The sequence below is a fragment of the Agromyces sp. CCNWLW213 genome, from assembly GCF_037199545.1.
Lineage (GTDB): Bacteria > Actinomycetota > Actinomycetes > Actinomycetales > Microbacteriaceae > Agromyces.
Window position 1 is genome coordinate 390,291 of the sequence record NZ_JBBBDX010000003.1, and the last position, 26,356, is coordinate 416,646.

The following is a 26,356-nucleotide window of genomic DNA, read 5'->3' on the forward strand; positions in this document are numbered from 1 at the left end:
GCGCGTCGGCGTGCTCGGCGGCGGACGCATGGGCGCGGGCATCGCGCACGCGTTCCTGCTGGCCGGCTCGCACGTGACCGTCGTCGAGCGCGACGAGGCGGCGGCCGAGGCGGCGCGCGGGCGCGTGCTCGACTCGGTCGCGGCATCCGTCGCCCGCGGCACCACCGACGAGACCGCCGAGGCGCTCGGAGCCCGCTTGGGAGTTGCGACCGACGTCGACGGGTTCGACGGCGCGGGGCTCGTCGTCGAGGCGGTCCCCGAGGACCTCGACCTCAAGCTCGACGCGCTCACCCGCGTCGAGGCGGTGCTGGCCGCGGATGCCGCGCTCGCGAGCAACACGTCGTCCATCTCGATCGACGAGCTCGCCGGTCGGCTCGACCGGCCCGGCCGGTTCCTCGGCCTGCACTTCTTCAACCCCGTTCCCGCGTCGGCCCTCGTCGAGGTCGTGCGCGGCACCGGCACCGAGGGGGCGCTCGTCGAGGAGGCCCGCGGCTGGGTCCAGGCGATCGGCAAGACGCCGATCATCGTGCACGACGCGCCCGGCTTCGCGTCGAGCCGGCTCGGCGTCGCGCTCGGACTCGAGGCGATCCGCATGCTCGAGGAGGGCGTCGCCTCGGCCGAGGACATCGACGCCGCGATGGCCCTCGGCTACAGGCATCCGGTGGGCCCGCTGAAGCTCACCGACCTCGTCGGACTCGACGTGCGGCTCGGCATCGCCGAGTACCTCGCCGGCGAGCTCGGCGATCGATTCGAACCGCCCGCCCTGCTGCGTCGCATGGTCGCCGAGGGCAAGCTCGGTCGCAAGACCGGCGAGGGCTTCTACCTGTGGGACGCGCAGTGATGCGCGGAGAGAGGACGACCCGATGACCGAGATCCTGCCCAGCTACGTCCGCGACGGATGGTGGACGCCCGGCGACGACGCCGCGGCGTCCGCTGCCGAGGTGCGCGACGCGTCGACCGGCGAGGTCGTCGCGCGCGTCTCGACCGAGGGGCTCGACCTCGGCGCCGTGCTCGAGCACGCCCGTACCGTCGGCCAGAAGAGCCTCGGCGAGCTGACCTTCCACCAGCGCGCGGTGCTGCTCAAGCAGATGGCCCTCGCGCTCACCGAGCGCAAGGCCGAGCTGTACGAGATCTCGGCGCGCACCGGCGCGACCCAGCGCGACTCGTGGGTCGACATCGACGGCGGCATCGGCGTGCTCTTCACGTACTCGTCGAAGGGCCGCCGCGAGCTGCCGAACGCGAAGGTGCTCGTCGACGGCCCGGTCGAGCCGCTGTCGAAGGACGGCTCGTTCATCGGCCGTCACGTCTACACGCGCCTGCCGGGCGTGGCCGTGCAGATCAACGCGTTCAACTTCCCGGTCTGGGGCTCGCTCGAGAAATTCGCCCCGGCGTTCCTCGCGGGCGTGCCGACGGTCGTGAAGCCCGCGACGCCCACCGGCTACCTCACCGAGGCGTACGTCCGCATCCTCGTCGAGTCGGGACTCCTGCCCGCGGGCTCCCTGCAGCTCGTGTCGGGCAGCGTGCCCGACCTGTTCGAGCACCTCCGGCTCGGCGACCTCGTCGCGTTCACCGGGTCGGCGCCGACCGCCGAGCGGCTGCGCGCGCATGACTCGGTGCAGACCGGCGGCGTGCGGTTCTCGAGCGAGACCGACTCGATCAACGCGTCGGTGCTGGGACCCGATGCCACGCCCGAGACGCCGGAGTTCGACGCCTACGTCAAGCAGCTCGTCGTCGAGATGACCTCGAAGGCCGGCCAGAAGTGCACGGCCATCCGGCGCGCGATCGTCCCCGCGGCATCCGTCGACGCGGTCGTGGACGCGGTGCGCTCGCGCCTCGCGGAGCGCGTCGTGGTGGGCGACCCGCGCACCGAGGGGGTGACCATGGGTCCGCTCGCCTCGACCGGCCAGCGCGACGAGGTTCTGCGCCAGGTGCGCAGGCTGCAGGACGCCGGCGGCGAGCTCGTCATCGGCTCCCTCGGCGCGCCCGAGGGCGTCGGCGCCGAGGGCGCGTTCGTCGAGCCCATGCTGCTGAAGTTCGCGGATGCCACCGCGCCGGCGGTGCACGAGATCGAGGCGTTCGGTCCCGTGGCATCCGTCATCGCCTACGACTCGCTCGACGACGCCATCGAGCTCGTCGGGCGCGGCGGAGGCTCCCTCGTCACGAGCGTCGCGACGCACGACCCCGAGGTCGCCGTCGCGCTCGCGACGGGCATCGCGTCGATGAACGGGCGCCTGCTGTTCCTCGACCGCGACGACGCGCGCAGCTCGACCGGCCACGGCTCGCCCGTGCCGCACCTCGTGCACGGCGGCCCGGGCCGCGCGGGCGGCGGCGAGGAGCTCGGCGGCATGCGCGCCGTCGAGCACCACATGCAGCGCACCGCCGTGCAGGGGTCGCCCGCGATGCTCACCGCGCTCACGGGCGTCTGGCACTCGGGCGCCGAGGCGCGACCGTACGAGGCGTCCGGTGAGCGGCATCCGTTCCGCAAGTCGCTCGCCGAGCTGCGGATCGGCGACCAGGTCGCGTCGGCGCCGCGCACGGTGACGATCGAGGACATCGAGACGTTCGCGAACTTCACGGGCGACACGTTCTACGCGCACATGGACGAGGAGGCCGCCGCGGCGAACCCGTTCTTCCCCGGCCGGGTCGCGCACGGGTACCTGCTCGTGTCGTGGGCCGCCGGCCTGTTCGTGGATGCCGCGCCCGGGCCCGTGCTCGCGAACTACGGCCTCGAGAACCTGCGCTTCATCACGCCCGTCTCACCCGGCGACTCGATCCGCGTCGAGCTCACCGCCAAGGAGATCTCGCCGCGTGAGACCGACGAGTACGGCGAGGTGCGCTGGGACGCGGTGCTGAAGAACCAGGACGACGAGATCGTGGCGACGTACGACGTGCTCACGCTCGTGGCGAAGGAGCCGACGCCCGTGCCGCAGCCGGCGTAGGCCGGTCGCGCGGCTCAGCCGCGCAGGGCGAGCACGAACGGCAGCACGTCGGTCGCGCCCGCCTGCCGGAGCGTGCGTGCGGCGACCGTGAGGGTCCAGCGGCTGTCGGCGAGGTCGTCGACGAGCAGCACGCCGCCCGACGGGACGTCGAGCCCCTCGGCGGCGAACCGGTCCCACACGCCCGCGAGCCGGAACGCGCTGTTTCCGCCGGGCCCGCCCGTGGGGCCGCCGTCGACCGGCGCGAGCGCGCCGAGGTAGGGCAACCGGCCGACCTCGGCGAGCCCGCGCGCGAGCGACTCGACGAGCTGGGGTCGCGAGCGCGAGGGCACGGATGCCACGGCGACCGGTCGCTCGGCCCAGCCCCAGTCGGCGAGCACGCGCACGCACGCCGCGAGGACCTGCGGCGGCACCGGGGCGTCGGGCGCGCCCGCGGCGAAGAGCTCGCGGAGCGTGCCGCCCCAACCGAGGTCGGTGAGACGGGCGAGCGAGCGCCCCTCGCCGGCCTGCTCACCGGGCGCGATGCGGCCCTTCACGGGCACGCCGAGGCGTTCGGCGCCCGTGGGCCAGGCCCGGCGCGGCTCGATCGGCACGCCCACGCGGTCGAGGGCGCTCGCCGCGGCATCCGTCGCTCCCTCGGCCAGGCCCGTCGGATACCAGGCGCCGGCGCAGTTGTCGCAGCGGCCGCACGGCGCAGCCGTCACGTCGTCGAGCGAGCGCTGGAGGAACTCCATGCGGCATCCGTCGGTCGTCTCGTACTCGACCATGTGCTGCTGCTCCGCCTCGCGCTCGGCCGCGATGCGCCCGTAGCGGTCGGCGTCGTACGACCACGGCTCGCCCGTGGCGACCCAGCCGCCCTGGACCCGCCGGACGGCGCCGTCGACGTCGAGCACCTTGAGCAGCAGCTCGAGGGGCGTGCGCCGGATATCGACGCGCGCCTCGAGCGCGGGCGTGGACAGCGGGACGTCGGACAGCTCGTCGATGACCCGGCGCGCGCGCTCCTCGTCGGGCATCGACGCCGTGGCGAAGTAGTGCCAGATCGCGCGGTCCTCGGGGCCGGGGAGCAGCAGCACGTCGGCGCTCTCGCTCGCGCGCCCGGCTCGGCCCACCTGCTGGTAGTAGGCGACCGGCGACGAGGGCGCGCCGAGGTGGATGACGAAGCCGAGGTCGGGCTTGTCGAACCCCATGCCGAGCGCGCTCGTCGCGACGAGCGCCTTGACCTCGTTCCGCTTCAGCAGGGCCTCGGATCGCTCGCGCTCGTCGGGGTCGGTCTGGCCCGTGTATGCCCGCACGTCGTGCCCGCGCTCCCGCAGCAGGCGCGCCGTGTCGTTCGCCGCCGACACGGTGAGCGCGTAGATGATGCCCGAGCCGGGAAGGTCGTCGAGGTGGCTGAGGAGCCACGCGAGCCGGGTCGGCGCATCGGGCAGCCGGAGCACGCCGAGGCGCAGCGACGTGCGGGCGAGCGGACCGCGGATGGTGAGCACGTCGTCGCCGTGGCCGAGCTGCTCGGCGACATCCGCCACCACCCGGCTGTTGGCCGTCGCCGTCGTCGCGAGCACCGGCACGCCGGCGGGGATCTCGGCGATGAGGTCGCGGAGCCGCCGGTAGTCGGGCCGGAAGTCGTGCCCCCAGTCGCTGATGCAGTGCGCCTCGTCGACCACGAGCATGCCGATGCGGCGCACGAGCGCCGGGAGCTGCTGCTCGCGGAACGCCGGGTTGTTCAGGCGCTCGGGCGAGACGAGCAGCACGTCGACCGCGTCGTCGGCCAGGCGCTGCTGCACGTCGGCCCACTCGTGCGGGTTCGTCGAGTTGATCGCCACGGCGCGCACGCCCGCCCGTTCGGCGGCGGCGATCTGGTCGCGCATGAGCGCGAGCAGCGGTGAGACGAGCACCGTCGGACCCCCGCCCCGGCGCCGCAGCAGCAGGGTCGCGACGAAGTACACCGCCGACTTGCCCCACCCGGTGCGCTGCACGACCAGGGCGCGGCGCCGCCCGTCGACCAGCGCCTCGATCGCCTCGTACTGGCCGTCGTGGAAGCCGGCGTCGGCGCGGCCCACGAGCTCGCGCAGGGCCGCGAGCGCCTCGGCGCGGGTGTCGGCCGGGGCCGGGGTCGGGGTCGGGGTCATGGGTCCACTCTGGTCGATGCCCCCGACAGTCGCCCGACCTCGACGAAGGCGGGCCTCGGGTGCATTCGCGCGAAGCGCAACCCCCCCGGGGCCGCTGCGGAGCCTCGGGTAACATCGTGCGCATGCGCTGCCGGATCCTCGGCGCGGACCCGGGGGCACGGAACGGCGGCGTTCGAGGAGGCACGATCGTGGCTCACAGGATCACCTACGCCGGTGGCGCGTTCATCGTGGCGGACATCGTGGCGGAGGCACTCATGGACTACGCCCTCACGCTCGCGAAGCGCGCGAGCGTCGACGTCGTGCACGTCCGCACGCGGCGCCTGGACGGCTCGGCGGGTCGCATGCGCCTGCTCATCGGCGACGGCATCCCCCTCGCGGCCGAGGCGCGGTGGGACGAGCCGGCGCCGGCCGAGAGCCACCCCGACGACGAGGCGGCGGCGGCACTCATCCGGCACCGCGAGGCGTCCTTCGGGCGCAGCCCCTTCATCCGGCTCGACGGCGATCTCGACGACGGCGACGCGAACTCCCACCTGATGAGCGCCTACGACGAGTTCTGAGCAACCTGTCGCGGCGGCCGTCGGCGACGCGCGTCAGTCGGCGAAGGACTCGATCACCGAGGCGAACCGCGCGGCGACGAACGCGTAGCCGGCGTCGTTGAGGTGCAGCCCGTCGCCCGCGTCGAACCGCACCGAGTTGCGCTCGTTGATCCAGCGGGAGGGCAGCTCGGGGTCGATGAACGTCGCACCGGCCTCCTCGGCGCCCTCGCGGATCGCGTCGAGGCGGACGCTGCGCTGCACGCCGAGTGCGAGCGGCTCGAGCGGCCCGAACACGATGATCGCGGCATCCGGCCACCGCTCGCGCACGGCCTCGACGGCGCGCACGGTCGCGACCACCTCTTCGCGATGGGGTGCGAGGAAGTCGTTGAGCCCGCCCTGGAGCACGACGACGTCGTAGTCGGCCCCGGATGCCGCGTGCGCCTCGATGCGGTTCGCGAAGGCGAGCCCGGTGCGGCCGTCCGACGCGTTGCCCTTGGTGAAGCCGGTGCCCCCGACCGCGTCGATCGTGGCGCGCCAGTCGAGCGCGTCGGATGCGGTGCGGGCCCAGCCCGCGTCGGGCTTGGACGCGCCGACGCCCTCGGAGAACGAGTCGCCGATGATGAGCGCCGACGGCCGGTCGGGCAGCGTCGCGAGCGGATCGACGGGCGCCTGCTCCTCGGCCGGGAGCTCGGACGAGGCCAGAGGGTCGGCCACGACCGCGACGCCGACACCCGCGCCGAGCACCGCCCCGACCACGAGGGTCGCCGCGACCCGGGTGATCGCGAGCGCGCGCGATCGGCGGGGCGGGGAGTCGTCGGGCACGGATCGATGTTAGGGCACTCGCCGGGGCGTCAGCCGCCGGTCGCCGCCGCCCGGTCGACGGCGGGGACGCGCAGCCCGTCGAGCGCGACCGCGATGACGTCGTCGGCGAGCCGCGCCGCGTCCTCGCGGCCGCCGGGCCGGTACCACTCGACGATCGAGTTGATCATGCCGAACAGGAGCCGCTCGACGACGCGCCCGTCGATGTCGGTGCGGAGCGTGCCCTCGGCCTGCGCGGTCTCGACGAGCGCCATCACGCGGCGGTCGAAGGCGCGCCGGCGGGCGAGGGCCGTGCGCTCGATCTCGGTGTTGCCGCGCACGCGCAGCAGCAGCGTGACGTAGGGCAGCTGGTGCACGAGCACGTGCACGGCTCCGCGCAGCACGTGGTCGAGCCGGTCGGCGGCGGAGCCGTCGGACGCGCCGGACTCGTCGAGCACGCCCTCGAGCGAGCCGAGCGCCTGGTCGAGCGCGCGCTCCAGGATCTCGTCCTTCGAGGCGAAGTGGTGGTAGATCGCGGACTTCGAGAGTCCGAGCCGGTCGGCGAGCACGCCCATCGACGTCGCGTCGTAGCCGTACTCGTTGAACGCGGCCACCGCGACCTCGAGGATGCCCTGCTGGTCGTACCCCGGCCGCCCGCGCCGTGCCCCGTTCTCCGTCATCCGCACCAGTCTCGCATCACCGCGGTTCGCGCAGGTCGTAGACCCGCTTGTACTTGCCCTCGCTGCGCGGCAGTGCGCCCGGCTCCTCGAGCTGCACGCGCACCGACGAGCCGATGAACTCCTTGATCTTGCCGGCGAGCACGACGGTCGCGGCCTGGCAGGCGTCGACCGGCAGGTCGGGGTGCCGCTCGATGCGCACGGTCATGTCGTCCATGTGCCCGGTGCGAGTGAGCTCGAGGATGAAGTGCGGCGTGAGGTGCTCGATCTCGAGCACGAGCTCCTCGATCTGCGTGGGGAACAGGTTGACCCCGCGCAGGATGATCATGTCGTCGTTGCGACCGGTGATCTTCTCGATGCGCCGCATGCCGGGGCGAGCGGTGCCGGGCAGCAGCCGGGTGAGGTCGCGCGTGCGGTAGCGGATGACGGGGAACGCCTCCTTGGTCAGCGACGTGAACACGAGTTCGCCCATCTCGCCGTCGGGCAGGGGGTCGCCGCTCTCGCCGTCGATGATCTCGGGCAGGAAGTGGTCCTCCCAGACGTGGGGGCCGTCCTTCGTCTCGATGCACTCGTTGGCCACGCCGGGACCCATGACCTCGCTCAGGCCGAAGATGTCGACCGCGTCGAGGCCCATGCGCTCCTCGATCCGCCGGCGCATCTCGTTCGTCCACGGCTCGGCGCCGAGGATCGCGGTCTTCAGCGTCGTCGATCGCGGGTCGATTCCGGCCTCCTCCATCGCGTCGGCGATCGTGAGCAGGTAGCTCGGCGTGCACATGATCGCGTCGGGCTCGAAGTCGCGGATGAGCTGCACCTGGCGCGCGGTCTGGCCGCCCGACATGGGGATGACGGTCGCGCCGAGCTTCTCGATGCCGGCGTGCGCGCCGAGGCCGCCCGTGAACAGGCCGTACCCGTAGGCGTTGTGCACCTTCATTCCGGGCCGTACCCCGCTCGCGCGCAGGCACCGCGCGACGAGGGTCGCCCAGCGGTCGAGGTCGTCGTGCGTGTAGGCGACGACCGTCGGGCGGCCCGTGGTGCCCGAGGAGGCGTGGATGCGGGCGACCCGGTCCATGGGCACGGCGAACATGCCGAACGGGTAGGTCTCGCGCAGGTCGGCCTTCGTCGTGAACGGCAGCTTCGCGACATCCGCGAGCGAACGGATGTCGCCGGGGTGCACGCCGTGCGCGTCGAACTTGGCGCGGTAGAGCGGCACGTTCTCGTACGCATGGTGCACGGTCCACTGCAGCCGCTCGAGCTGGAGCGCCTCGATCTCGGCGCGCGACATGCGCTCCTCGGGGTCGAGCTCGTCGAGCGCGGCGGGCACGAGGCCCGAGACGGTCGGGCGGGGCTCGGCGGGCGTCTGCGGAAGGGTCGTCGTCGACACGGTGGCTCCCGGTGGTCAGATGGTTCGGTTGGTGGTGATGGATCGGCCGCGGAACTCGGCGACGGCGTCGCCCTGCTCGTCGACGACCGTCACGTCGTAGAGGCCCGTGCGGCCGCTGCGGGCGCGGCGCACGGCGGTCGCGGTGAGCGTCTGCCCGGCGACCGTGGACTTCAGGAAGGTGATGTCGGCGCCCGCTGCGACGGTGACCTGGTGGTCCTCGTTGCAGGCGATCGCGAAGGCCGTGTCGGCCAGGGTGAAGACGAGCCCGCCGTGGGTGATGGCGAACCCGTTGGTCATGTCCTCGCGCACGCGCATCGAGACCACGGCGTGGCCGGGGTCGTCGCGTTCGACGACCATGCCGAGCGAGGCCGAGGCGAGGTCGCGCTGCATCATGGCGCGGTTCAGGCGGTCGGATGCCGCGGCATCCGCCTGCTCGTCAGCCGGCTGGGCCGCGTCGTGGCGTTCGGTCGCGACATCCGTCATGCGCTGCTCCTCGTCGAGTGCGTGGGGGATCGCCGTCGGCCATGTTGCCGAGGCGCTGGATACGAGCTTATACTAACTGAACGATCGGTTGGTAATGTCGGATGCCACGGCACCCCGCCGCCCCCGGTCCCGAGAGCATAGGAGTCGACGATGACCGCACCCGCCGATCTGAGCGTGGTCGAGGACGAGGCCGCCCAGGCCCGCTTCGACGAGCTCATCGCCCAGGACTCGCGCATCGAGCCGCGCGACTGGATGCCCGACGCGTACCGCAAGACGCTGATCCGGCAGATCAGCCAGCACGCCCACTCCGAGATCATCGGCATGCAGCCCGAGTCGAACTGGATCTCGCGCGCGCCGAGCCTCAAGCGCAAGGCCATCCTCATGGCCAAGGTCCAGGACGAGGCCGGCCACGGGCTGTACCTCTACTCGGCCGCCCAGACGCTCGGCATCGGGCGCGAGGAGATGACGCAGCAGCTCATCGAGGGCAGGGCCAAGTACTCGTCGATCTTCAACTACACGACGCCGACGTGGGCCGACATGGGCGCCATCGGATGGCTCGTCGACGGAGCCGCGATCTGCAACCAGGTGCCGCTGTGCCGCGCCTCGTACGGTCCGTACGGCCGCGCGATGGTGCGCATCTGCAAGGAGGAGTCCTTCCACCAGCGCCAGGGCTTCGAGATCCTCCTCGAACTCATGCAGGGCACGCCCGAGCAGCGCGAGATGGCGCAGGACGCCGTGAACCGCTGGTACTGGCCGTCCCTCATGATGTTCGGGCCGCCCGACGACCAGTCGCCGAACTCGGCGCAGTCCATGGCGTGGAACATCAAGCGCTTCTCGAACGACGAGCTGCGCCAGCGCTTCGTGGGCATGCTCCTGCCGCAGGCCGAGGTGCTCGGCGTCACGCTGCCCGACCCGAACCTGAAGTGGAACGAGGCCGAGCAGCGCTACGACATGAGCGAGATCGACTGGACCGAGTTCCACGAGATCCTCGCCGGACGCGGGCCCGCCAACGCGGAGCGGCTCCGCCGGCGCCGCGAGGCCCACGAGGACGGCGCCTGGGTGCGCGAGGCGGCCGCCGAGTACGCCCGCAAGCAGGCCGAGCAGCACAAGGCGGTGGCGTGATGTCGACCCCCGGTGAGACCGGCACCGAGGCCTGGCCGCTCTGGGAGGTCTTCGTGCGTGCCAACCGCGGCCTGAGCCACGTGCACGTCGGATCGCTGCACGCGCCCGATGCCGACATGGCGGTCCGCAACGCGCGCGACCTCTACACGCGCCGCAACGAGGGCGTCTCCATCTGGGTCGTGCCCGCCGACGCGGTCACGACGAGCGACCCCGACGCGAAGGGTGCGTTCTTCGAGAGCCCCGCCGGCAAGAACTACCGCCACGCGGTGTACTACACGAAGTCCGAAGGGGTGAAGCACCTGTGAGCGCCGAGGAACGTGCGGGGGTCGAGGAGCCGACGGAGTCGGCATCGCGGAACCCGGGGTCTCGAGACGCGGCGGAGGCGCCCCTCGACCCGCACGGCGACGTCACCGTCGACCGCGTCGCGCTCGGCGAGGAGCTCGCGGGCGCCGAGGCCGCGAGCGGCCACGCGGCATCCGCCGACGTCGCCGAGGTCGCCCTGCGGTACGGCGACGACGCGCTCGTGCTCGCCCAGCGCCTGGGCGACTGGATCACGCGCGCGCCCGAGCTCGAGGAGGACGTGGCGCTCGCGAACATCGCGCTCGACCTGCTCGGCCACGCGCGCTCGCTGCTGCACTACGCGGGCACGCACGACGGCCGCAGCGAGGACGAACTCGCGTACTTCCGCGACGAGCCCGACTTCCGCAACGCGTGGCTGTTCGAGCAGCCCAACGGCGACTTCGCGCACACCATCGCGCGCCAGCTGTTCGCCGCGACGTACCTCGTCGAGCTCTACCGGCACCTCGAGCAGTCGACGGACGCCACGCTCGCCGCGATCGCGGCCAAGGCCTCGAAGGAGGTCGACTACCACCGCGACCACGCCGTGCAGTGGACCCTCCGGCTCGCGCGCGGCACCGACGAGTCGCGTCGCCGCATGATCCGCGCGGTGGAGCAGACCTGGCCGTACGTCGACGAGCTGTTCCGCGACGACGCGCTCGCCGAGCGGCTCGCCGCCGCGGGCGTCGTCCCGCTGCCGTCATCCCTGCGCCCGGCGTTCGACGCGGTGATCGACCAGGTGTTCGCCGAGGCCGGGCTCGCACGCCCCGAGGGCCGGCTCGCGTTCGTCGTCAGCGGCCGGGGCCGCGACGGTGGCCACACCGAGCACCTCGGACCGATGCTCGCCGAGATGCAGGTGCTCGCCCGCTCGCACCCGGGAGCGTCGTGGTGACCCGCGAGGTGCGGGTCGAGGAGGCGCGCAGCGTGCAGGTCGAGGAGGCGCGCAGCGCCGTCTCGAGACCCACCGAGGGCATCGCCCGCCCCGTGCCGTCCGACCCGGCCGCACGCGCCGCATGGGACGTCGCCGCGACGGTGACCGACCCCGAGATCCCCGTCCTGACCATCGAGGACCTGGGCGTGCTGCGCTCGGTCGCCGTCGACGACGACGGCGTGCACGTCGAGCTCACGCCGACCTACAGCGGCTGCCCCGCGCTGGACGCCATGCGCGACGACGTGGTGCTCGCGCTGACCCACGCCGGGTACGACCACGTCGACGTGAAGATGGTGCTCTCGCCGGCCTGGACCACCGACTGGATGAGCGAGTCCGGCAAGCAGAAGCTCCGGACGTACGGCATCCAGGCGCCCTCGGGCCACGCGCCCGTCCGGGAGGGCGGACCCATCCGCCTCCAGATGGCGGTCAAGTGCCCGCGCTGCGACTCCCTGAACACCCGCGAACTCGCCCGCTTCGGCTCGACGTCGTGCAAGGCGCTCTACGAGTGCCGCGACTGCCTCGAGCCCTTCGACTACTTCAAGGTGCTCTGATGGCCGCGATCAACCTGGGCTCGACCACTGCGGGTCGAGGAGCGGCGGAGCCGCGTCTCGAGACCCCCTCGACGCTGGACACGGATGCCGCGATCGCGGACGCGTTCCTCGCGAGCGCGGTCGGCGGCGACACGGCCCCGGCGCGACGACGCGCCCGCTTCCACCGGCTCGAGGTCGCCGAGGTGCGGCCCCTGACGGATGACGCGGTCGAGGTGACGTTCGCCGTGCCCGAGGAGCTCGCCGACGACTACACCTACCTGCCGGGCCAGTACGTCGCGCTCCGCCGCGAGTTCGACGGCCACGAGCTGCGCCGGTCGTACTCCATCTGCCGGCCGCCCGTGCGCGGCAGCGTCTCGGTCGCCATCAAGCGCGACCTCGGCGGGCGCTTCTCGACGTGGGCGAACACCGAGCTCGCCGCGGGCGACCGCATCGACGTCATGAGCCCGCAGGGCACCTTCACGTCCGGCCTCGCCTCGCTCGACGGCAAGCACGTCGTCGGCATCGCCGCGGGATCGGGCATCACGCCGCTCATGGCGCTCGCCCACACGGTGCTCGCGCGCTCCGACGACTCGCGGTTCACCCTGGTGTACACGAACCGGTCCACGCGCGACGTGATGTTCCTCGAGGAGCTCGCGGAGCTGAAGGACCGCTATCCGTCGCGCCTCGCGCTGCACCACGTGCTCTCGCGAGAGCAGCGCACCGCTCCGCTGCTCTCGGGCCGCATCGACGCCGAGAAGCTCGAGCGCATGCTCGACGCGCTCATCCCGCCGGCGACCGTCGACGAGTGGTTCCTGTGCGGGCCGTTCGAGCTCGTGCAGCTCGCGCGCGACACGCTCGAGGCCCGCGGCGTGCCCGTCGGCCGCGTGCGGTACGAGCTCTTCACGACCGACGCCGACCGCGCGACCGAGCCTCGGCACGGCCGTCCCGTGGTGGTCGAGCGCGGCGAGAAGACGGTCGCGATCGAGTTCACGCTCGACGGACTGTCGTCCACGGTCGAGAGCCCGGTGAGCGCCAACGAGTCGATCCTCAACGCGGCGCTGCGCGTCCGCGGCGACGTGCCGTTCGCGTGCGCCGGCGGCGTGTGCGGCACCTGCCGCGCGCGCGTCGTCGACGGCAGCGTCAACATGACCGAGAACTACGCGCTCGAGCCCGACGAGCTCGAGCGCGGGTACGTGCTCACCTGCCAGTCGCACCCCACGTCGGACCGCGTCGTGGTGGACTACGACGTGTAGCACGTCGCACCCCGCACCATCCGTCCCGCACCACTTGGGGTCGCACGCGCGGCATCCGTTCGCCGAGTGATACCGGTCGCGCCGAATGATGCCGGTGCAGCGGCATCACCCGGCGCGACCGGTATCACTCGATGAAGTGGCGAAGAGAGGAAGACGATGATCGAGCTCGAGATCCACGACGGCGTGGCCGAGGTGGTGCTGAACGCACCCGCGAAGCTCAACGCGCTGGGGGAGTCGGCGCTGCGCGACCTCGCCGACGCGTACGAGCAGGCCGAGTTCGCCGGAGTGCGGGCGCTCGTGCTCCGCGGCGAGGGCCGGGCGTTCTGCGCCGGCCGCGACATCGCGGGCGTCGATCCCCGGGACGACGACGTGCAGGGCTACCTCGGCGGGCTCGTCGAGCCCCTGCTGAAGCGGATGGCGCGCTTCCCCGCGCCCACGTTCGCGGTGGCCCACGGCGCCTGCCTGGGCGTCGGACTCGGGCTGCTCATCGCGACCGACATCGTGTACGTGGCCGACACCGCCAAGGTCGGCTCGCCGTTCAAGAACCTCGGCGCGACGCTCGACTCCGGCGGCCACGCGCTGTTCTACGAGCGGCTCGGCGCGCACCGCACCATGGACCTCATCGTCACGGGGCGGCTCATGACGGGCGCCGAGGCGGTCGCCGCGGGCCTGTTCTCGCAGGTGTTCCCGGCCGACGAGGTGACGGATGCCACGATGCGGGCCGCCCGCGAGGCGGCATCCGGCCCCACCCGCGCCTTCGTCGAGTCGAAGCGGCTGATCGCCGACCTTCGCGACCACCGGCACGGGCTGTGGGCGTCGATGTCGGACGAGAACCGCGCCCAGGCGGCGCTCTGCGACACCGAGGACTACCGCGAGGGCTTCGCCGCGTTCCAGGAGAAGCGCGCGCCGCACTTCACCGGACGCGGCTGAGCCGTTCGCGCCCCGTTCTGGGGTCAGGCCCGACCCGCCGCCTCGCGTAGCATCGCGAGAGCCATCACCCTACCGTCGCCGCCTGGCCGCCCCGGAGCATCCCTGTGAAAACGATCCTCGCCCTCGTCACCGTCCTCCTGACCGCGGCGGCGACGCTCGCGACTTCTCCGGCGCAGCCCGCGGCGGCGCAGCCGGTCGCCGCCGGCGCCGTCCGCACCGCGGCCGCCGTGCCGCCCGTGAACGACGTGGTCGTCGAGAACCGGCTGCGCGGCGACTCGTCCTGGCGCATCCCGTGGTCGGGGTACTCGCTCGCCACCGACACCGACATGGCGGTGAAGGCGTACGCGACGAAGGTCAGCATCGACAACGGCGAGACCGCCGACTTCCGCGTGCACGTGTCCTCGCCGGGTTCGGTGCGGTACGACGTGTACCGGCTCGGCTGGTACCAGGGCCACGGCGCGCGGCGCGTGACGGGCGGCACCTTCAACGGCGTCTCGCAGCCGGCCTGCACGACGGCGATGCCCAACGGCACGATCTCGTGCGACTGGAAGACGACGCTCGTGGTCCCGACCACCGAGAACTGGACGAGCGGGGTCTACGCCGTGGTCTTCACGCGCGGAACCAAGCAGACGTACGCCTCGATCGTGGTCCGCGACGACGACCGCCAGGGCGCGCTGGTGCACGTCTCGCCGTCGTTCACCTACCAGGCGTACAACAACTTCCCGGCCGACGGGAAGACGGGCAAGAGCGTCTACGCGTTCAACTCCTACGGGGCGACCACCGTCGGCGGATCGACGGCGGCGGTCAAGGTGAGCTTCGACCGCCCCTACGCCGGCGCCGGCGCCTCGCTCATCATGGCCGAGGAGGCGCCGATGATCCGCTACGCGGAGTCGCGCGGACTCGACGTGACCTACGCGACGAACCTCGACCTGCACAACGACCCCGGCCTGCTCGAGGGGCAGGAGGGCCTGGTGTCGGTCGGGCACGACGAGTACTGGACCAGGGAGATGTTCACCGCGGCCGAGACGGCGCGCGACGCCGGGGTCGACCTGGCGTACCTCGGCGGCAACAACATGTACTGGCAGGTGCGCGTCGAGGCTGCGGCGAGCGGTGCGCCCGACCGCGTGGTGGTGAGCTACAAGAGCGCGAGCATCGACCCCGTCAAGGACGACACTCGGACCATCCTGTTCCGCTCCATCCCGCGGCCCGAGCAGCCGGTGATCGGGCAGATGTGGCCGAACGTGGACGGCAAGGGCCTCGTGGGGCCGGCTGCGGCGTGGGTCGTGAAGAGCTCCGCCCACTGGATGTACCGGGGGACCGGGCTGCGCGACGGCGCGAAGATCCCGAGCCTCGTCGGCGTCGAGGCCGACCGTCGCCACCCGGACGTGGCGGGCCCGGTCCTGAAGGGCGGGACGCAGCTCTCCGTGCTCGCGCAGTCCCCCTTCACGGCGCGCAACGGCCTCACCGGCCTGCACGAGTCGACGCTGTACCAGGCGCCGTCCGACGCGTACGTCTTCAGCGCCGGCACCCTGAACTACACGATGGGCCTCATGGGCGAGGGCATCACGCCCCAGCAGAGCGTCCGCACCATGTCCACGAACCTGTTCACGCGCATGAACGCCGGGCGCCTCGATGCCACGACCGAACGGGCCGCCGGGACCGACCGCTACCGCACCGCGGTGGCGCTCTCGCAGCGCGGCTTCCCCGACCCCGGGGTTCCCGTCGTCTACCTCGCCGCCGGCGGCAACTTCCCCGACGCGCTCGCCTCCGTGCCCGCGACCAAGGGCGAGGGGCCGGTGCTCCTCGTGCCGGGCACCACGATCACCCCGGAGGTGCTCGCGGAGCTCGAGCGCCTGCAGCCTGCGAAGCTCGTCGTCGCCGGCAGCAGCGCGGTCGTCTCCGACGCGGTGATGAACCAGGCCTCGCAGGCCGCCGGCGTCACGGCCGTCCGCGACGCCGGATCCGACCGCTACTCCACGGCGGCGGCCCTGTCGCGCCGGGCGTTCCCGACTCCGGGAGTGCCGGTCGCCTACGTCGCGGTCGGCGACAGCTTCCCGGACGCGCTCGCCGCGGGGACGGCGGGCGCGCAGCTCGGCGGCCCGGTGCTCCTCACCGCGGGCACGTCGCTGCCCGCCGCCACCGCCACCGAGCTCGACCGGCTCAACCCGCAGCGCATCGTCGTGGTGGGCAGCGCGGGCGTGATCACCGAATCCGTCCGGTCGCAGATGTCGGCCCACTCCTCCCAGGTCGTTCGCATCGCCGGCCCCGACCGGTACGAGACCGCGATGGCCGTCGCGCGCGACCTCGTCGAGGCGGGCGGCGCCAACCTCGTCGGCATGGCGACCGGAACGAACTTCCCGGACGCGCTCGCGCTCGGTCCGGTCGTCGCGGCGTCCGGCGGCGTGCTCGTGCTCGTCGGGTCGGCCCTGACGCCGGCGGTCGCCGAGGAGCTCGTGCGCACGGATCCCCGGTCGGTCCTCGTCGCCGGCTCGGCGGCGGTCGTGCCGGACGCGCTCGTGAACCAGGTCGGCGCCCTCTACGACCCCGTGGCCACCGCGGACGCGCCCGTCACCATGAAGGCGATGCCGAACGACCCGTCGGTGCCCGACACCGGTCCGAAGGACGAGTTCGCGCCGCGCGACCAGAAGCGCGAGCTGCCGTGGCTGCAGCGGCCGGACTCCGAGTGGCGGTACGTGCCGAAGCCCGGCTGAGCGCTCGGCCGACCCGCCCGGGGCACCGGGTCGGGCGGGCGTGACGCCCGCCCGGCTCAGCCGTTCGCCCCGCGCTCCGCTTCGTGCTCGTGCTCGTGCGCGTGCTCGTCGATGTCGCGCCCGAGGTCGTCCTCGATGAGCAGGTCGCGTCGCACGTGGTCGCTCCGGTAGGCGGCCCGTCCGAGCATGTGGGCGGTCATCGGCTGCGTGAGCAGCTGGAACGTCATGATGAGCACCGCGGTGGAGACGACGCCCCAGGTCGGCACGCGCAGGACGATCGCCAGGAGCACGACGGCGAGCCCGAGCACCTGCGGCTTCGTCGCGGCGTGCAGGCGCGTGAGCACGTCGGGGAAGCGCAGGATGCCGATCCCCGCCGCCATGGACAGGAACCCGCTCAGCAGGATCAGACCGCCGACGCCGAGCTCGAACGCGCTCACGAGGCGTCCTGCTTCGCGACGAACCGTGCGATGGCGATCGAGCCGACGATGGCGAACATGGCGAGCACGAGCAGCACGACGAGCGTGTCGGTGTGCCGGTTGATCGCCATCTCGGCCGCGAGGCCGCACATGGCGATCGCCACGAGCACGTCGGTCGCGAGCGCGCGGTCGAGGATCGACGGTCCCCGGACGATCCGCACGACGGCCGCGATCGCTCCGACGCCGAACATCACGCCGGCGGCGAGTCCGATCAGGGTCATCGGGGTCACGGCATGCCTCCGTTCCGGTCGTCCAGCCCGGCCGTGTCGTCGTCCGGGTCGCGTTCGCCGCGCGCCTCGGCCGCGGCGTCGTGCCGGGCGAGCGGATGCCGCGCCGCGGTCTGACCCGGCGCGACCTCGCGGGCCACGTCGGGGTGGATCAGGCCCGTCTCGCCGGTCCGCCGTCGTCGGCGCCCGTCGTGCACGGCGCGGGCCTGGGCGCGGGTGCCGATGGCCAGCACGATGCGCTCCTCCGTGGCGAGCACGCGTTCCCGGACCTGCGCGATGTCGTCCTCCGTCCGCGTGCCCAGTGCGTGGAGGTAGAGCAGGCCGCGCTCGCGGTCGATGTCGACCACGACCGTTCCGGGCACGACCGAGATCGCCTCGGCGGTGAGCGTCGTGACGAGGTCGGAACGGGTGAGGAGCTGCACGTCGATGATCGCGTTCATGGGGCGCCAGGTGGGCCAGATGGCCTTCACCGCGACCTGGATCGATGCGACGACCACGTCGAACATCATGCGGAGGCCGAGCAGCAGGCCCCGCCACGCGTTGAAGCGGCCGCTGAGCAGCACCGGCGGCAGGTACAGCGCCCGGGTCACCGCGATCGCGAGGAGGATGCCCGTGGTCACGGTCAGGACGTCGACGTGGTCCCACAGGAAGATCCACAGCGCCACGAGCCCGAGCAGCAGGGGCAGCTGCCGCCAGACCGCCTCCCACCGGGAGTACTCGTCGGGTTCCGGTCGCCGGGGCTCGCCGGCGGCATCCGTCGTCATCGCACCCCCTCGGGGAAGACCAGCGAGACGTACACGCCCGGGTCGCGCAGGTTCTCGGCCGCGCGCCCGGCGAGCTCGTAGAGCGGGCCCGCGAACACCGTGAGCGCGACCGTGAGCACGACCATGGCCGTGGTCGCGGCGACCATGAGGCGCGGGGTGGTGCGCGTGGCGACGAGCGTCGCGCCGGCCGGGGCCTCCTGCATGGAGTCGATCATGGGCGAGCGGTAGCCCTCGACGTCGCCCGTGGGGCGCCAGAACGCGAGGTTCCAGAACCGGGCGAGTGCGTAGAGCGTGATGAGCGACGTGGCCGTGCCCACCGCCACGACGACCCAGATGAGCCAGGCCGGGCCGGGAGCCGAGGACCCGAGGGTCTGCGACGCCGTCGTGCCGTCCGCCGCCTCGGCGCCCGCGACGAAGAGGCCGACCTTGCCGAGGAAGCCGGAGAACGGCGGGATGCCGCCGAGGTTCACCGCGGGCACGAAGAACAGCACCGCCAGGAGCGCCGAGGCGTTCCGGAGCCCGCCGAGCCGCGTGATCGACGTGGCCCCGCCGAACCGCTCGATGAGGCCCGTGGTGAGGAACAGCGTGGTCTGCACCGTGATGTGGTGCACGACGTAGTAGATGGTGGCCGCGAGGCCCGCGACGCTCGCGAGTCCGATGCCGAGGATCATGTACCCGATGTGGCTCACGAGCGTGAAGGAGAGCAGCCGCTTGATGTCGGCCTGGGTGAGCGCGCCGAGGATGCCGACGGCCATCGTGAGCCCTCCGACGACTAGGAACAGCGTGCTGAGGTCGCTCTCGGGGAAGATCACCGTCTCGGTGCGGATGATGGCGTAGACGCCGACCTTCGTGAGCAGGCCGGCGAACACGGCGGTGACCGGTGCGGGCGCCGTCGGGTACGAGTCCGGCAGCCAGAACGACAACGGGAAGACGGCGGCCTTGATGCCGAACGCGATGAGCAGCAGCAGGTGCAGCATGAGCTGCACGTCCTGGGGGAGCTCGGCGATGCGGACGGAGAGGTGGGCGATGGTCGCGGTGCCCGTGGCGCCGTAGATCAGGGCGATCGCGCTCAGGAAGAACAGCGACGACATGAGGCTGACGATGATGTACGTGATGCCCGCCCGGATCCGCTCGCCCGTGCCGCCGAGCGTGAGCAGCACGTAGCTCGCCGCGAGCAGGATCTCGAACCCGACGTAGAGGTTGAACAGGTCGCCCGCGATGAAGGCGTTGAACACGCCGGCCGACAGGATGAGGTAGGTCGGGTGGAAGATCGACACCGGCGTCTCGCGGTGCTGGTCGGCGATGCCCTGCCCGACGGCGTACACGAGCACGCCGAGCAGCATGAGGGCCGAGATGATGATCATGATCGCGCTCAGCCGGTCGACCACCAGCACGATGCCGTACGGGGCCGGCCAACCCCCGACCTCGACCGCGATCCCCGAGCCCGAGGCGTCGACCTCGGCGAGCAGCGCTGCCGCGATGACGGCGACGCTCGCGAGCACGCCCGTGCTCACGGCCATCTGCGCGCGCAGGTGGCGCCCCAGGATGAGCGCGGATGCCGCGCCCAGCATCGGCAGCAGCACCATCAGGGGGACGAGGGCGTCGGTCACGACCGCACCTCCTCGTCGCTCGCGTCGAGCACGTCCTGCACGGCTCGGTCGTCCTCGGCGGTGCTGCGGATGAGGTCCGCCGTCTCCTCGGCGTCCTCCTCGACATCCTCTTCGTCGCCGATGATGTCGCCCTCGGCGCCGAGCTGCGCGAGCCACCAGGTGCGGTAGACGAGCGCGAGCATGAAGGCGGTGAGCCCGAGGTTGATGACGATGGCGGTGAGCACGAACGCCTGCGGGAGGGGATCCGAGATCTCGGCCGCGTCGACGCCGTCGGCGAGGATCGGCGCGAGGCCGGGCGCCCCGGCCATCGAGAACATGAACAGGTTCACGCCGTTGCCGACGAGCAGGAAGCCGATGAGCACGCGCGTCAGGCTCCGCTCGAGCATGACCGTGACGCCGGCGCCGAACAGCACCGAGGCGACGATCACGAGCACCAGGGTCGGGGTCATGCCTCGGCCCTCCCGGGTCCGGTCGCGCCCGCCGGGTCGGCGGGCAGGTCGGGCTCGCGCACCGGCCGGGCGGGGTCGGCCGGCTCCGCCGGGTCGGCGGGCACCGCGTCCTCCCCGGCCTCGTCGATCTGGCGGTCGATCTCGGCGCCGAGCGTGCGCAGGATGTCGAGCACGAGCCCGACGACGATGAGGTACACGCCGATGTCGAACAGCGTCGACGTGCCGACGGAGACGACGCCGAGCACGGGGACCTCGGTCTCGAACCAGGCCGATTCGAACACCGTCGCGCCGAAGAGCAGCGGGAACGCCGCGGTTCCGGCGGCGAGCACGAGCCCGGCGCCGAGGAGCCGCCCGGCGTCGACGGGGAGCGCCTCGCCGAGTTCGTACCGGCCGCCCGCGAGGTACCGCGCCACGAGCGCGAGTCCCGCGACGAGCCCGCCCGCGAAGCCGCCGCCCGGCGCGTTGTGGCCGACGAAGAGCAGGTAGACCGACACGACGATCGCCGGGTGGAAGAGCAGCCGGACGAGCACCTCGAGGAGGATCGACCGGTTGCGCGGCGAGATCGTCCGGCCGGCCAGCAGCCAGGTCTGGCGGGTCGCGGCGGCCTCGGCGGCGGCGTCCGTCTCGCCCTCGACGTCGGAGAGGCGGCGGCGCGGTGCGCGCATCGCGTCGGCCGGCTCGGGCAGGGGCCGGAGGCGATCGCGGGGTGCGCCCACGTCGAGGCGCGGCGCGCCGCCCGTGCGGCCCGACACGAAGATCAGGCTCGCGACGCCCGTCGCCACGGCGACGAGCACCGAGACCTCGCCGAGCGTGTCCCAGGCCCGGATGTCGACGAGCAGCGCGTTCACGATGTTCTTCGCGTGCGCCTCGACGGCGAGCGGCGGCAGGCCCTCGGCGACGGTCGCCTCCTGCCGGGCGCTCAGCGCGACGACGCCGACGACGCCCATGACGAGCGCCGCCAGCGCTCCGATCACGGCCCGCACCGGCGCGCTCACGCTCGATCGGCGGCTCTGGATGTTGCGGGGCAGGCGGCGCAGCACGAGCACGAACACGACGATCGTGATCGCCTCGACGAGCCCCTGGGTGAGCGCGAGGTCGGGCGCGCCGCCCGTTCCGAAGAGCACCACGAGCCCGAAGCCCGTGACGCCCGCGAGCAGGGCGGCCGCGAGCCGCTGGCGGATGACGACCACGGCGAGCGCCGCGAGCACGACGACCAGTCCGACGACCGGCTGCACGGGCTCGTCGGCGAAGCGCACGTCGGTGGGCCAGCTGTCGTTCAGCAGCGCCGCGCCGCCCACGCCGAGGATGAACACCGACGCCGTGACGGCGAGGTAGCCGGGCAGGCCGCCCGACTGGATGAGCGTCGTGAGCCGGGCGGCGAAACGGTCGACGGCGCGGACGATGGCGAGGTAGCCGCGGCCGGCCTCGACGGTGTCGGGCACGGAGGCCTGCACCCGGGCCACGGCGGCCCGCCGCCAGACCATGAGCGCGCCGAGGCCGTACACGCCGAGCGAGATCCACAGCGCGGGCTCGGCGCCGTGCCAGAGCGCGAGGTGGTAGTCGTCCGGTCCGGGCAGCCCGGCGGATGCGGCGGCGAGCAGCGGCTCCACGGCGACCAGCGCGAACGGCGCCGCGAGCGACGTGAGGGCGAGGATCCCCGGGGCCGCGGCCATCAGCGGCGACTCGGCGTGCAGCGGCGGCTCGGGTACGCCCGGCTTGCGGGCGAACGCGCCCAGGACGAAGCGCGCGCTGTAGGCCACCGTGAGGACCGAGCCGGCCACCGCCGCCGCGAGCCCCGCCCAGGCCCAGGCCCCGCCCTCGGCGCCGGCCTCGAGTTGCGCGTGGAAGACCGTCTCCTTCGCCACGAACCCGAGCAGGGGCGGAAGGCCCGCCATGGACGCGGCGGCCACGGTCGCGATCGCGGCGATCCACGGCATGCGCCGCCCGAGTCCCGAGAGCTCTCGCACGTCGCGCGTGCCCGCGGCGTGGTCGACGATCCCGACCGTCAGGAACAGCGCGGCCTTGAACAGCGCGTGGGCGAGCAGCAGCGCACCGGCGGCGAGCTGGCCGTCGCGCGTGCCGATCGACGCGACCAGCACGAGGAACCCGAGCTGGCTCACGGTGCCGTACGCGAGGAGCAGCTTGAGGTCGGTCTGCCGCAGCGCGCGCCATCCGCCGACGAGCATCGTGAAGCCGCCCAGCCCGACGAGCAGCGGATGCCACACCTCGAGGTCGGCGTAGCCGGGGGCGAGCCGCATCACGAGGTACACGCCGGCCTTCACCATCGCGGCGGCGTGCAGGTACGCGGAGACGGGCGTGGGCGCGGCCATCGCGGCGGGCAGCCAGAAGTGGAACGGGACGAGGGCGCTCTTGGAGACCGCGCCGACGAGCACGAGCGCGATGGCGACCTCGCCGGCCACGCCGGTGACGGGGTCGGCGATGAGCTCGGCCAGCGAGGTGGTGCCGCCCGCGACCGTGAGGATCACGAGCCCGATGAGCATCGCGAGGCCGCCGAAGGTCGTGACGGTGAGCGCCTGGAGCGCGGCGCCGCGGCTCTCGCGCCGGGCGGCGTCGTGACCGATGAGGAGGTACGACAGGACGCTCGTGAGCTCCCAGAAGGTGAACAGCACGTACACGTCGTCGGACGTGACGAGGCCGAGCATCACGCCCGCGAACGCGAGCAGCAGCGCCGCGAAGCGGCCGAGGTTCGGCTCGTCGTCGCGGAAGTACCAGGTGCAGTAGAGCAGCACGAGCGCGCCGATGCCCGTGACGATCAGGGCGAGAAGCAGCGCGAGCGGATCGAGCCGGAACGACAGGGCGATGTCGAGCGCGGGGATCCACGGCACCCGCTCGGCGACCACGACCCCGTCGGCCGACGCGGGCACCTGCCAGAGCAGCCAGGCGAACACTCCGGCGGGCACGAGGGCGATGACCGGGAAGACGCGACGACCGAGCGCCCGCGCTGCGAACGGGGTGACGACGGCCACGAGCCCGAAGAGCGCAAGCGAGAGGATCATCCACCCTCCCCGCTTCGCATCGACCGTCACTCCGATTCTACCCAGCCGGTTCCGCGTGGGATTCCGGGCGGCGGATGCCGCTGTCGCCATCGGCTGCGAGGATGGCCGCATGCAGGTGCTCATCGACCCCGCCGACCTGGCCGCGCGGCTGGCGGATCCGCGCACGGTCGTGCTCGACGTGCGCTGGACGCTCGCCGCGCCCGACGGCCGGGAGGCGTACCGCGCGGGGCATATCCCCGGCGCCGTGTACGTCGACCTCGACGGCGAACTCGCCGACCACGGCGCGACGGGGGAGGGGCGGCATCCGCTGCCCTCGGAGGCCGCGTTCACGGCCGCCATGCGCCGCTGGGGACTCCACGACGGGGACGCGGTCGTCGTCGCGGATGACGCCGGCGGCATGTCGGCGGCCCGCGCGTGGTGGCTGCTGCGCCACGCGGGCCTGGCCGACGTGCTCCTGCTCGACGGCGCGCTCGCGGCCTGGCGCGACGCGGGACTGCCGCTCGAGACGGGCGACGTCGTCCCGGAGCCGGGCGACGCGACGGCCCGGTTCGGCGCGATGCCCGTCGTCGACCTCGACGAGGCCGACGCGCTGGCGTCCGCGGAGGAGGGCGTGCTGCTCGACGCGCGCGCGGGCGAGCGCTACCGCGGCGAGGTCGAGCCGGTCGACCCGCGCGCCGGACACATCCCCGGCGCCGTGTCGGCGCCCACGGCGGGGAACCTCGGTCCGGACGGGCGGTTCCTTCCCGCGGGGGCGCTGCGGGCGCGGTTCGACGCGCTCGGCGCCGTCGGGCGGCATCCGCTCGCCGTGTACTGCGGCTCGGGCGTCAACGCCGCCCACGAGATCGCGGCGCTCGCCGTCGCGGGCGTCGAGGCGGCGCTCTATCCCGGCTCGTTCAGCCAGTGGTCGAACCGGCCCGAGCGTCCGGTCGCGACCGGTCCGGAGCCCGGCGGGGACTGACGCGGCGTTTCCATGGCCGCGTTCACTCCGGCGGCCGGTGGCCCACGCCGACGAGCGTGGTCAGGTCGACCGTGGCGGGCGCGTCCGCCAGGCCGGCGGCCAGGCGCTCGCGCACCGCGTCCCGCGACTCGTCGTCGAGTCCGCCGACGAACGCCCGGAACCCCGTGCCGGTCACGATCCGCCACGCGAGGTCGGGGTCGAGCTCGAGGTGGCGCGGCACCGCCTCGGCGCGCACGTCGACCAGGCCGCGTTCCGAGAGCCAGTGCGCGAAGTTGCCGGGCGTGTCGGCGCCGACGATCGCGGCACGGCGGGCGTCGTCGAAGCTCGGCACCCGGTCGTCGTCGGCGGGGAGCGCCTCGGCCAGGAGCTCGCCGACCCGATCCATCGCCCCCGCCGCCCACACGGTGAAGACCGCGCGGCCTCCGGGGCGCACGCACTCGACGAGGTGCCGCGTGCCCGCCTCCGGGTCGTCGAAGAAGAGGATGCCGAGCACGCACTGCACCAGGTCGTAGCCCGTGTACGGCCAGGTCGTGACGTCCCCGACGTGGGTGCGCAGCTGCGGCATCCGGTCGCCCGCGCGCTCGCGGATGAGCTCGACGAGCGGTTCGGCGAGGTCGACCGCGTCGACCACCCCGCCCGGTCCGACGAGCTCGGCCGTCGGCAGGGCCGTCGCGCCGTCCCCCGCGCAGGCGTCGAGCACGCGCTCGTCGAAGCGGGGTTGCGAGCGCAGCACCGTCGCCCGCGAGATCGGGTTCCAGATGACCTCGTCGAGGTCGGCGAACGCGTCCCACCCGCCCTCGAACGACGCGACGAAATCGGGCTCGGCCCTGACATCCCCCATGTGCACATTGTGTCTCCCACCGGCCGATCCGTGAAGACTCAGCAAACGGAAAGCGGAATGCGTGCAGACTGGAGGGCGACTTCGCTCCCGATCGAAACGAGAACCCCTCCCATGAACCGAGCCCTGCGTCGAGGCGCGCCCATCGCGCTCGCCTCCGTGACCGCCCTGCTCCTCGCCGGCTGCGCCGGCGATCCCGCCGAGCCCGAGCCCACCGCCTCGGAGGAGGCCGCCGCCTGCCTCGAGGTCGAGTCCGGCGAGCAGAGCGACGCCATCGAGGTCGAGGGCGAGTTCGGCGACGTCGCCACTGCCACGTTCGAGACGCCCCTCGAGGCCGAGGAGCTCCAGCGCACCATCGAGACCGAGGGCGACGGCGACGTCACGGCGTCCGGTGACGAGGTCTCGGTCGTCGTGACCGCGTTCAAGGGCTCGAGCGGCGAGCAGGTCTTCTCGCAGCCGACCTCGCTCACGATCGGCGACGGCTCGCTCTACGAGGGCTTCCTCGCGGGCGTCGACTGCGTGCCGACCGGTTCGCGCGTCGTCACGGTCGCCCCCGCGTCGGCCGTCTACGGCGACCAGGGCAACGAGTCGATCGGCGTCGAGCCCGGCGAGACGCTGGTCATCGTCACCGACGTCCAGGAGATCGTCGAGGCCGAGGACCTCCCCGCGCCCGCCGAGTGGACCGAGAACGTGCCCGAGGTCGAGTTCGACGGCGACGGCGTGCCCACCGTCACCATCCCCGACACCGAGCCGCCCGCCGACTACCAGCTCAAGGTGCTCGAGGAGGGCGACGGCGACACCGTCGCGGCGGGCGACGTGGTGACCCTGCACTACCAGGGCCTCAACTGGGCCACGAAGGAGATCTTCGACCAGAGCTTCGGCAACCCCGACCCGGCGCGCTTCGGCACCGGCGACGTGATCCCGGGCTTCGGCGGCGCGCTCGTCGACCAGAAGGTCGGGTCGAAGCTGATCGTCACGATCCCGCCGGCCCTCGGCTACGGCGAGGAGGAGTCCGCCAACGGCCTCGGCGGGCAGACGCTCGTGTTCGTCGTCGAGATCCTCGAGACCGAGGGCGCCGAGGCCGAGTAGCGGTCCCGGTTCCTCCACGTCGCGGGGGGGGGGGGGGGGGGGGGGGGGGGGGGGGGGGGGGGGGGGGGGGGGGGGGGGGGGGGGGGGGGGGGAGGAGTGGGGGGGGGGGGGGGGGAGGGGGGGGGGGGGGGGGGGGGGGGGGGGGGTGGTGGGGGGGGGGGGGGGGAGAAAGGGGAGG

The 26,356-nt window shown here is 73.1% G+C and carries 24 protein-coding genes; 12 read left to right on the top strand and 12 right to left on the bottom strand.

The window, feature by feature from the left end; translation table 11 throughout:
* Positions 1-28 precede the first annotated feature (28 nt).
* Positions 29-841, top strand: coding sequence for a 3-hydroxyacyl-CoA dehydrogenase family protein (locus tag WBQ80_RS09245; protein WP_442892696.1), 813 nt, complete (start codon positions 29-31; stop codon positions 839-841).
* A gap of 22 nt (positions 842-863) precedes the next feature.
* Positions 864-2,939, top strand: coding sequence for a phenylacetic acid degradation bifunctional protein PaaZ (gene paaZ, locus WBQ80_RS09250; RefSeq protein ID WP_336572062.1), 2,076 nt, complete (start codon positions 864-866; stop codon positions 2,937-2,939).
* 14 nt (positions 2,940-2,953) lie between these two features.
* Here paaZ and WBQ80_RS09255 read toward each other — a convergent pair whose 3' ends face one another.
* Complete coding sequence (locus WBQ80_RS09255) at positions 2,954-5,062, bottom strand: RecQ family ATP-dependent DNA helicase (protein WP_336572063.1); 2,109 nt, start codon at positions 5,060-5,062, stop codon at positions 2,954-2,956.
* Between the two features lie 188 nt (positions 5,063-5,250).
* Here WBQ80_RS09255 and WBQ80_RS09260 point away from each other — a divergent pair, with 188 nt between their 5' ends.
* Positions 5,251-5,619: a hypothetical protein gene (locus WBQ80_RS09260; RefSeq protein ID WP_336572064.1), complete on the top strand. Its 369-nt coding sequence runs from the start codon at positions 5,251-5,253 to the stop codon at positions 5,617-5,619.
* Positions 5,620-5,652: 33 nt separating this feature from the next.
* Here WBQ80_RS09260 and WBQ80_RS09265 read toward each other — a convergent pair whose 3' ends face one another.
* From WBQ80_RS09265 to paaI, 4 genes are all read right to left on the bottom strand, one after another.
* Positions 5,653-6,420, bottom strand: coding sequence for an SGNH/GDSL hydrolase family protein (locus WBQ80_RS09265; protein ID WP_336572065.1), 768 nt, complete (start codon positions 6,418-6,420; stop codon positions 5,653-5,655).
* A gap of 29 nt (positions 6,421-6,449) precedes the next feature.
* Positions 6,450-7,076, bottom strand: a complete 627-nt coding sequence (locus tag WBQ80_RS09270) for a TetR/AcrR family transcriptional regulator (RefSeq protein ID WP_336572066.1) — start codon at positions 7,074-7,076, stop codon at positions 6,450-6,452.
* A 16-nt stretch (positions 7,077-7,092) separates the two neighbouring features.
* A complete protein-coding gene (paaK, locus tag WBQ80_RS09275; protein WP_336572078.1) occupies positions 7,093-8,355 on the bottom strand; it encodes a phenylacetate--CoA ligase PaaK in 1,263 nt (420 codons plus the stop codon).
* Positions 8,356-8,469: 114 nt separating this feature from the next.
* Positions 8,470-8,937, bottom strand: a complete 468-nt coding sequence (gene paaI, locus WBQ80_RS09280; protein WP_336572067.1) for a hydroxyphenylacetyl-CoA thioesterase PaaI — start codon at positions 8,935-8,937, stop codon at positions 8,470-8,472.
* 150 nt (positions 8,938-9,087) lie between these two features.
* Here paaI and paaA point away from each other — a divergent pair, with 150 nt between their 5' ends.
* From paaA to WBQ80_RS09315, 7 genes are all read left to right on the top strand, one after another.
* A complete protein-coding gene (paaA, locus tag WBQ80_RS09285; protein ID WP_336572068.1) occupies positions 9,088-10,059 on the top strand; it encodes a 1,2-phenylacetyl-CoA epoxidase subunit PaaA in 972 nt (323 codons plus the stop codon).
* Complete coding sequence (gene paaB, locus WBQ80_RS09290) at positions 10,059-10,364, top strand: 1,2-phenylacetyl-CoA epoxidase subunit PaaB (RefSeq protein WP_067948099.1); 306 nt, start codon at positions 10,059-10,061, stop codon at positions 10,362-10,364. The genes paaA and paaB overlap by 1 nt, the downstream gene beginning before the upstream one ends.
* On the top strand, positions 10,361-11,287 hold the full coding sequence (gene paaC, locus WBQ80_RS09295; protein ID WP_336572069.1) for a 1,2-phenylacetyl-CoA epoxidase subunit PaaC: 927 nt from the start codon (positions 10,361-10,363) through the stop codon (positions 11,285-11,287). The genes paaB and paaC overlap by 4 nt, the downstream gene beginning before the upstream one ends.
* 80 nt (positions 11,288-11,367) lie before the next feature.
* Positions 11,368-11,877 carry a 1,2-phenylacetyl-CoA epoxidase subunit PaaD gene (gene paaD, locus WBQ80_RS09300; protein WP_336572079.1) on the top strand — a complete coding sequence of 170 codons (510 nt, stop codon included), beginning with the start codon at positions 11,368-11,370 and terminating at the stop codon, positions 11,875-11,877.
* Positions 11,877-13,109 carry a 1,2-phenylacetyl-CoA epoxidase subunit PaaE gene (gene paaE, locus WBQ80_RS09305; RefSeq protein WP_336572070.1) on the top strand — a complete coding sequence of 411 codons (1,233 nt, stop codon included), beginning with the start codon at positions 11,877-11,879 and terminating at the stop codon, positions 13,107-13,109. The genes paaD and paaE overlap by 1 nt, the downstream gene beginning before the upstream one ends.
* Before the next feature lie 156 nt (positions 13,110-13,265).
* Positions 13,266-14,039 (top strand): enoyl-CoA hydratase/isomerase family protein, encoded by a 774-nt coding sequence (locus WBQ80_RS09310; protein WP_336572071.1) that lies wholly within the window; start codon positions 13,266-13,268, stop codon positions 14,037-14,039.
* A 104-nt stretch (positions 14,040-14,143) separates the two neighbouring features.
* Entirely contained in the window at positions 14,144-16,750 is a 2,607-nt protein-coding gene (locus WBQ80_RS09315; protein WP_336572072.1) for a cell wall-binding repeat-containing protein, read from the top strand.
* 56 nt (positions 16,751-16,806) lie between these two features.
* Here the strand turns inward: WBQ80_RS09315 and mnhG are convergent, their stop codons facing one another.
* From mnhG to WBQ80_RS09345, 6 genes are read right to left on the bottom strand one after another with little or no spacing between them, the layout of a single operon-like run.
* The gene (gene mnhG, locus WBQ80_RS09320; protein ID WP_336572073.1) at positions 16,807-17,187 is read right to left on the bottom strand and encodes a monovalent cation/H(+) antiporter subunit G; all 381 of its coding nucleotides are present in this window, start codon (positions 17,185-17,187) and stop codon (positions 16,807-16,809) included.
* Entirely contained in the window at positions 17,184-17,447 is a 264-nt protein-coding gene (locus WBQ80_RS09325; RefSeq protein WP_336572080.1) for a monovalent cation/H+ antiporter complex subunit F, read from the bottom strand. The genes mnhG and WBQ80_RS09325 overlap by 4 nt, the downstream gene beginning before the upstream one ends.
* Positions 17,448-17,452: 5 nt before the next feature.
* Complete coding sequence (locus WBQ80_RS09330) at positions 17,453-18,217, bottom strand: Na+/H+ antiporter subunit E (RefSeq protein WP_336572074.1); 765 nt, start codon at positions 18,215-18,217, stop codon at positions 17,453-17,455.
* Positions 18,214-19,827 (bottom strand): Na+/H+ antiporter subunit D, encoded by a 1,614-nt coding sequence (locus WBQ80_RS09335; protein ID WP_336572075.1) that lies wholly within the window; start codon positions 19,825-19,827, stop codon positions 18,214-18,216. Before WBQ80_RS09335 ends, WBQ80_RS09330 begins: the two co-directional genes overlap by 4 nt.
* A complete protein-coding gene (locus WBQ80_RS09340; protein WP_337282529.1) occupies positions 19,824-20,276 on the bottom strand; it encodes a sodium:proton antiporter in 453 nt (150 codons plus the stop codon). The genes WBQ80_RS09335 and WBQ80_RS09340 overlap by 4 nt, the downstream gene beginning before the upstream one ends.
* Positions 20,273-23,293 carry a Na+/H+ antiporter subunit A gene (locus WBQ80_RS09345; RefSeq protein WP_336573417.1) on the bottom strand — a complete coding sequence of 1,007 codons (3,021 nt, stop codon included), beginning with the start codon at positions 23,291-23,293 and terminating at the stop codon, positions 20,273-20,275. Before WBQ80_RS09345 ends, WBQ80_RS09340 begins: the two co-directional genes overlap by 4 nt.
* Before the next feature lie 109 nt (positions 23,294-23,402).
* Here WBQ80_RS09345 and WBQ80_RS09350 point away from each other — a divergent pair, with 109 nt between their 5' ends.
* On the top strand, positions 23,403-24,251 hold the full coding sequence (locus WBQ80_RS09350; RefSeq protein ID WP_336573416.1) for a sulfurtransferase: 849 nt from the start codon (positions 23,403-23,405) through the stop codon (positions 24,249-24,251).
* A gap of 22 nt (positions 24,252-24,273) precedes the next feature.
* Here WBQ80_RS09350 and WBQ80_RS09355 read toward each other — a convergent pair whose 3' ends face one another.
* The gene (locus WBQ80_RS09355) at positions 24,274-25,092 is read right to left on the bottom strand and encodes a class I SAM-dependent methyltransferase (RefSeq protein ID WP_336573415.1); all 819 of its coding nucleotides are present in this window, start codon (positions 25,090-25,092) and stop codon (positions 24,274-24,276) included.
* Between the two features lie 111 nt (positions 25,093-25,203).
* Here WBQ80_RS09355 and WBQ80_RS09360 point away from each other — a divergent pair, with 111 nt between their 5' ends.
* Positions 25,204-26,178: an FKBP-type peptidyl-prolyl cis-trans isomerase gene (locus tag WBQ80_RS09360; RefSeq protein WP_336573414.1), complete on the top strand. Its 975-nt coding sequence runs from the start codon at positions 25,204-25,206 to the stop codon at positions 26,176-26,178.
* The last annotated feature ends 178 nt before the right edge of the window (positions 26,179-26,356 follow it).

What these genes read in the sequence shown, in the direction of transcription:
- WBQ80_RS09245 (WP_442892696.1), top strand. Translation starts at nt 29, where the DNA reads ATGGGCGCGGGCATCGCGCACGCGTTCCTGCTGGCCGGCTCGCACGTG.
- paaZ (WP_336572062.1), top strand. Translation starts at nt 864, where the DNA reads ATGACCGAGATCCTGCCCAGCTACGTCCGCGACGGATGGTGGACGCCC.
- WBQ80_RS09255 (WP_336572063.1), bottom strand. Translation starts at nt 5,062, where the DNA reads ATGACCCCGACCCCGACCCCGGCCCCGGCCGACACCCGCGCCGAGGCG.
- WBQ80_RS09270 (WP_336572066.1), bottom strand. Translation starts at nt 7,076, where the DNA reads ATGACGGAGAACGGGGCACGGCGCGGGCGGCCGGGGTACGACCAGCAG.
- paaK (WP_336572078.1), bottom strand. Translation starts at nt 8,355, where the DNA reads ATGTCGCGCGCCGAGATCGAGGCGCTCCAGCTCGAGCGGCTGCAGTGG.
- paaI (WP_336572067.1), bottom strand. Translation starts at nt 8,937, where the DNA reads ATGACGGATGTCGCGACCGAACGCCACGACGCGGCCCAGCCGGCTGAC.
- paaA (WP_336572068.1), top strand. Translation starts at nt 9,088, where the DNA reads ATGACCGCACCCGCCGATCTGAGCGTGGTCGAGGACGAGGCCGCCCAG.
- paaB (WP_067948099.1), top strand. Translation starts at nt 10,059, where the DNA reads ATGTCGACCCCCGGTGAGACCGGCACCGAGGCCTGGCCGCTCTGGGAG.
- paaE (WP_336572070.1), top strand. Translation starts at nt 11,877, where the DNA reads ATGGCCGCGATCAACCTGGGCTCGACCACTGCGGGTCGAGGAGCGGCG.
- WBQ80_RS09310 (WP_336572071.1), top strand. Translation starts at nt 13,266, where the DNA reads ATGATCGAGCTCGAGATCCACGACGGCGTGGCCGAGGTGGTGCTGAAC.
- WBQ80_RS09325 (WP_336572080.1), bottom strand. Translation starts at nt 17,447, where the DNA reads ATGACCCTGATCGGACTCGCCGCCGGCGTGATGTTCGGCGTCGGAGCG.
- WBQ80_RS09330 (WP_336572074.1), bottom strand. Translation starts at nt 18,217, where the DNA reads ATGACGACGGATGCCGCCGGCGAGCCCCGGCGACCGGAACCCGACGAG.
- WBQ80_RS09340 (WP_337282529.1), bottom strand. Translation starts at nt 20,276, where the DNA reads ATGACCCCGACCCTGGTGCTCGTGATCGTCGCCTCGGTGCTGTTCGGC.
- WBQ80_RS09345 (WP_336573417.1), bottom strand. Translation starts at nt 23,293, where the DNA reads ATGATCCTCTCGCTTGCGCTCTTCGGGCTCGTGGCCGTCGTCACCCCG.
- WBQ80_RS09350 (WP_336573416.1), top strand. Translation starts at nt 23,403, where the DNA reads ATGCAGGTGCTCATCGACCCCGCCGACCTGGCCGCGCGGCTGGCGGAT.
- WBQ80_RS09355 (WP_336573415.1), bottom strand. Translation starts at nt 25,092, where the DNA reads ATGGGGGATGTCAGGGCCGAGCCCGATTTCGTCGCGTCGTTCGAGGGC.
- WBQ80_RS09360 (WP_336573414.1), top strand. Translation starts at nt 25,204, where the DNA reads ATGAACCGAGCCCTGCGTCGAGGCGCGCCCATCGCGCTCGCCTCCGTG.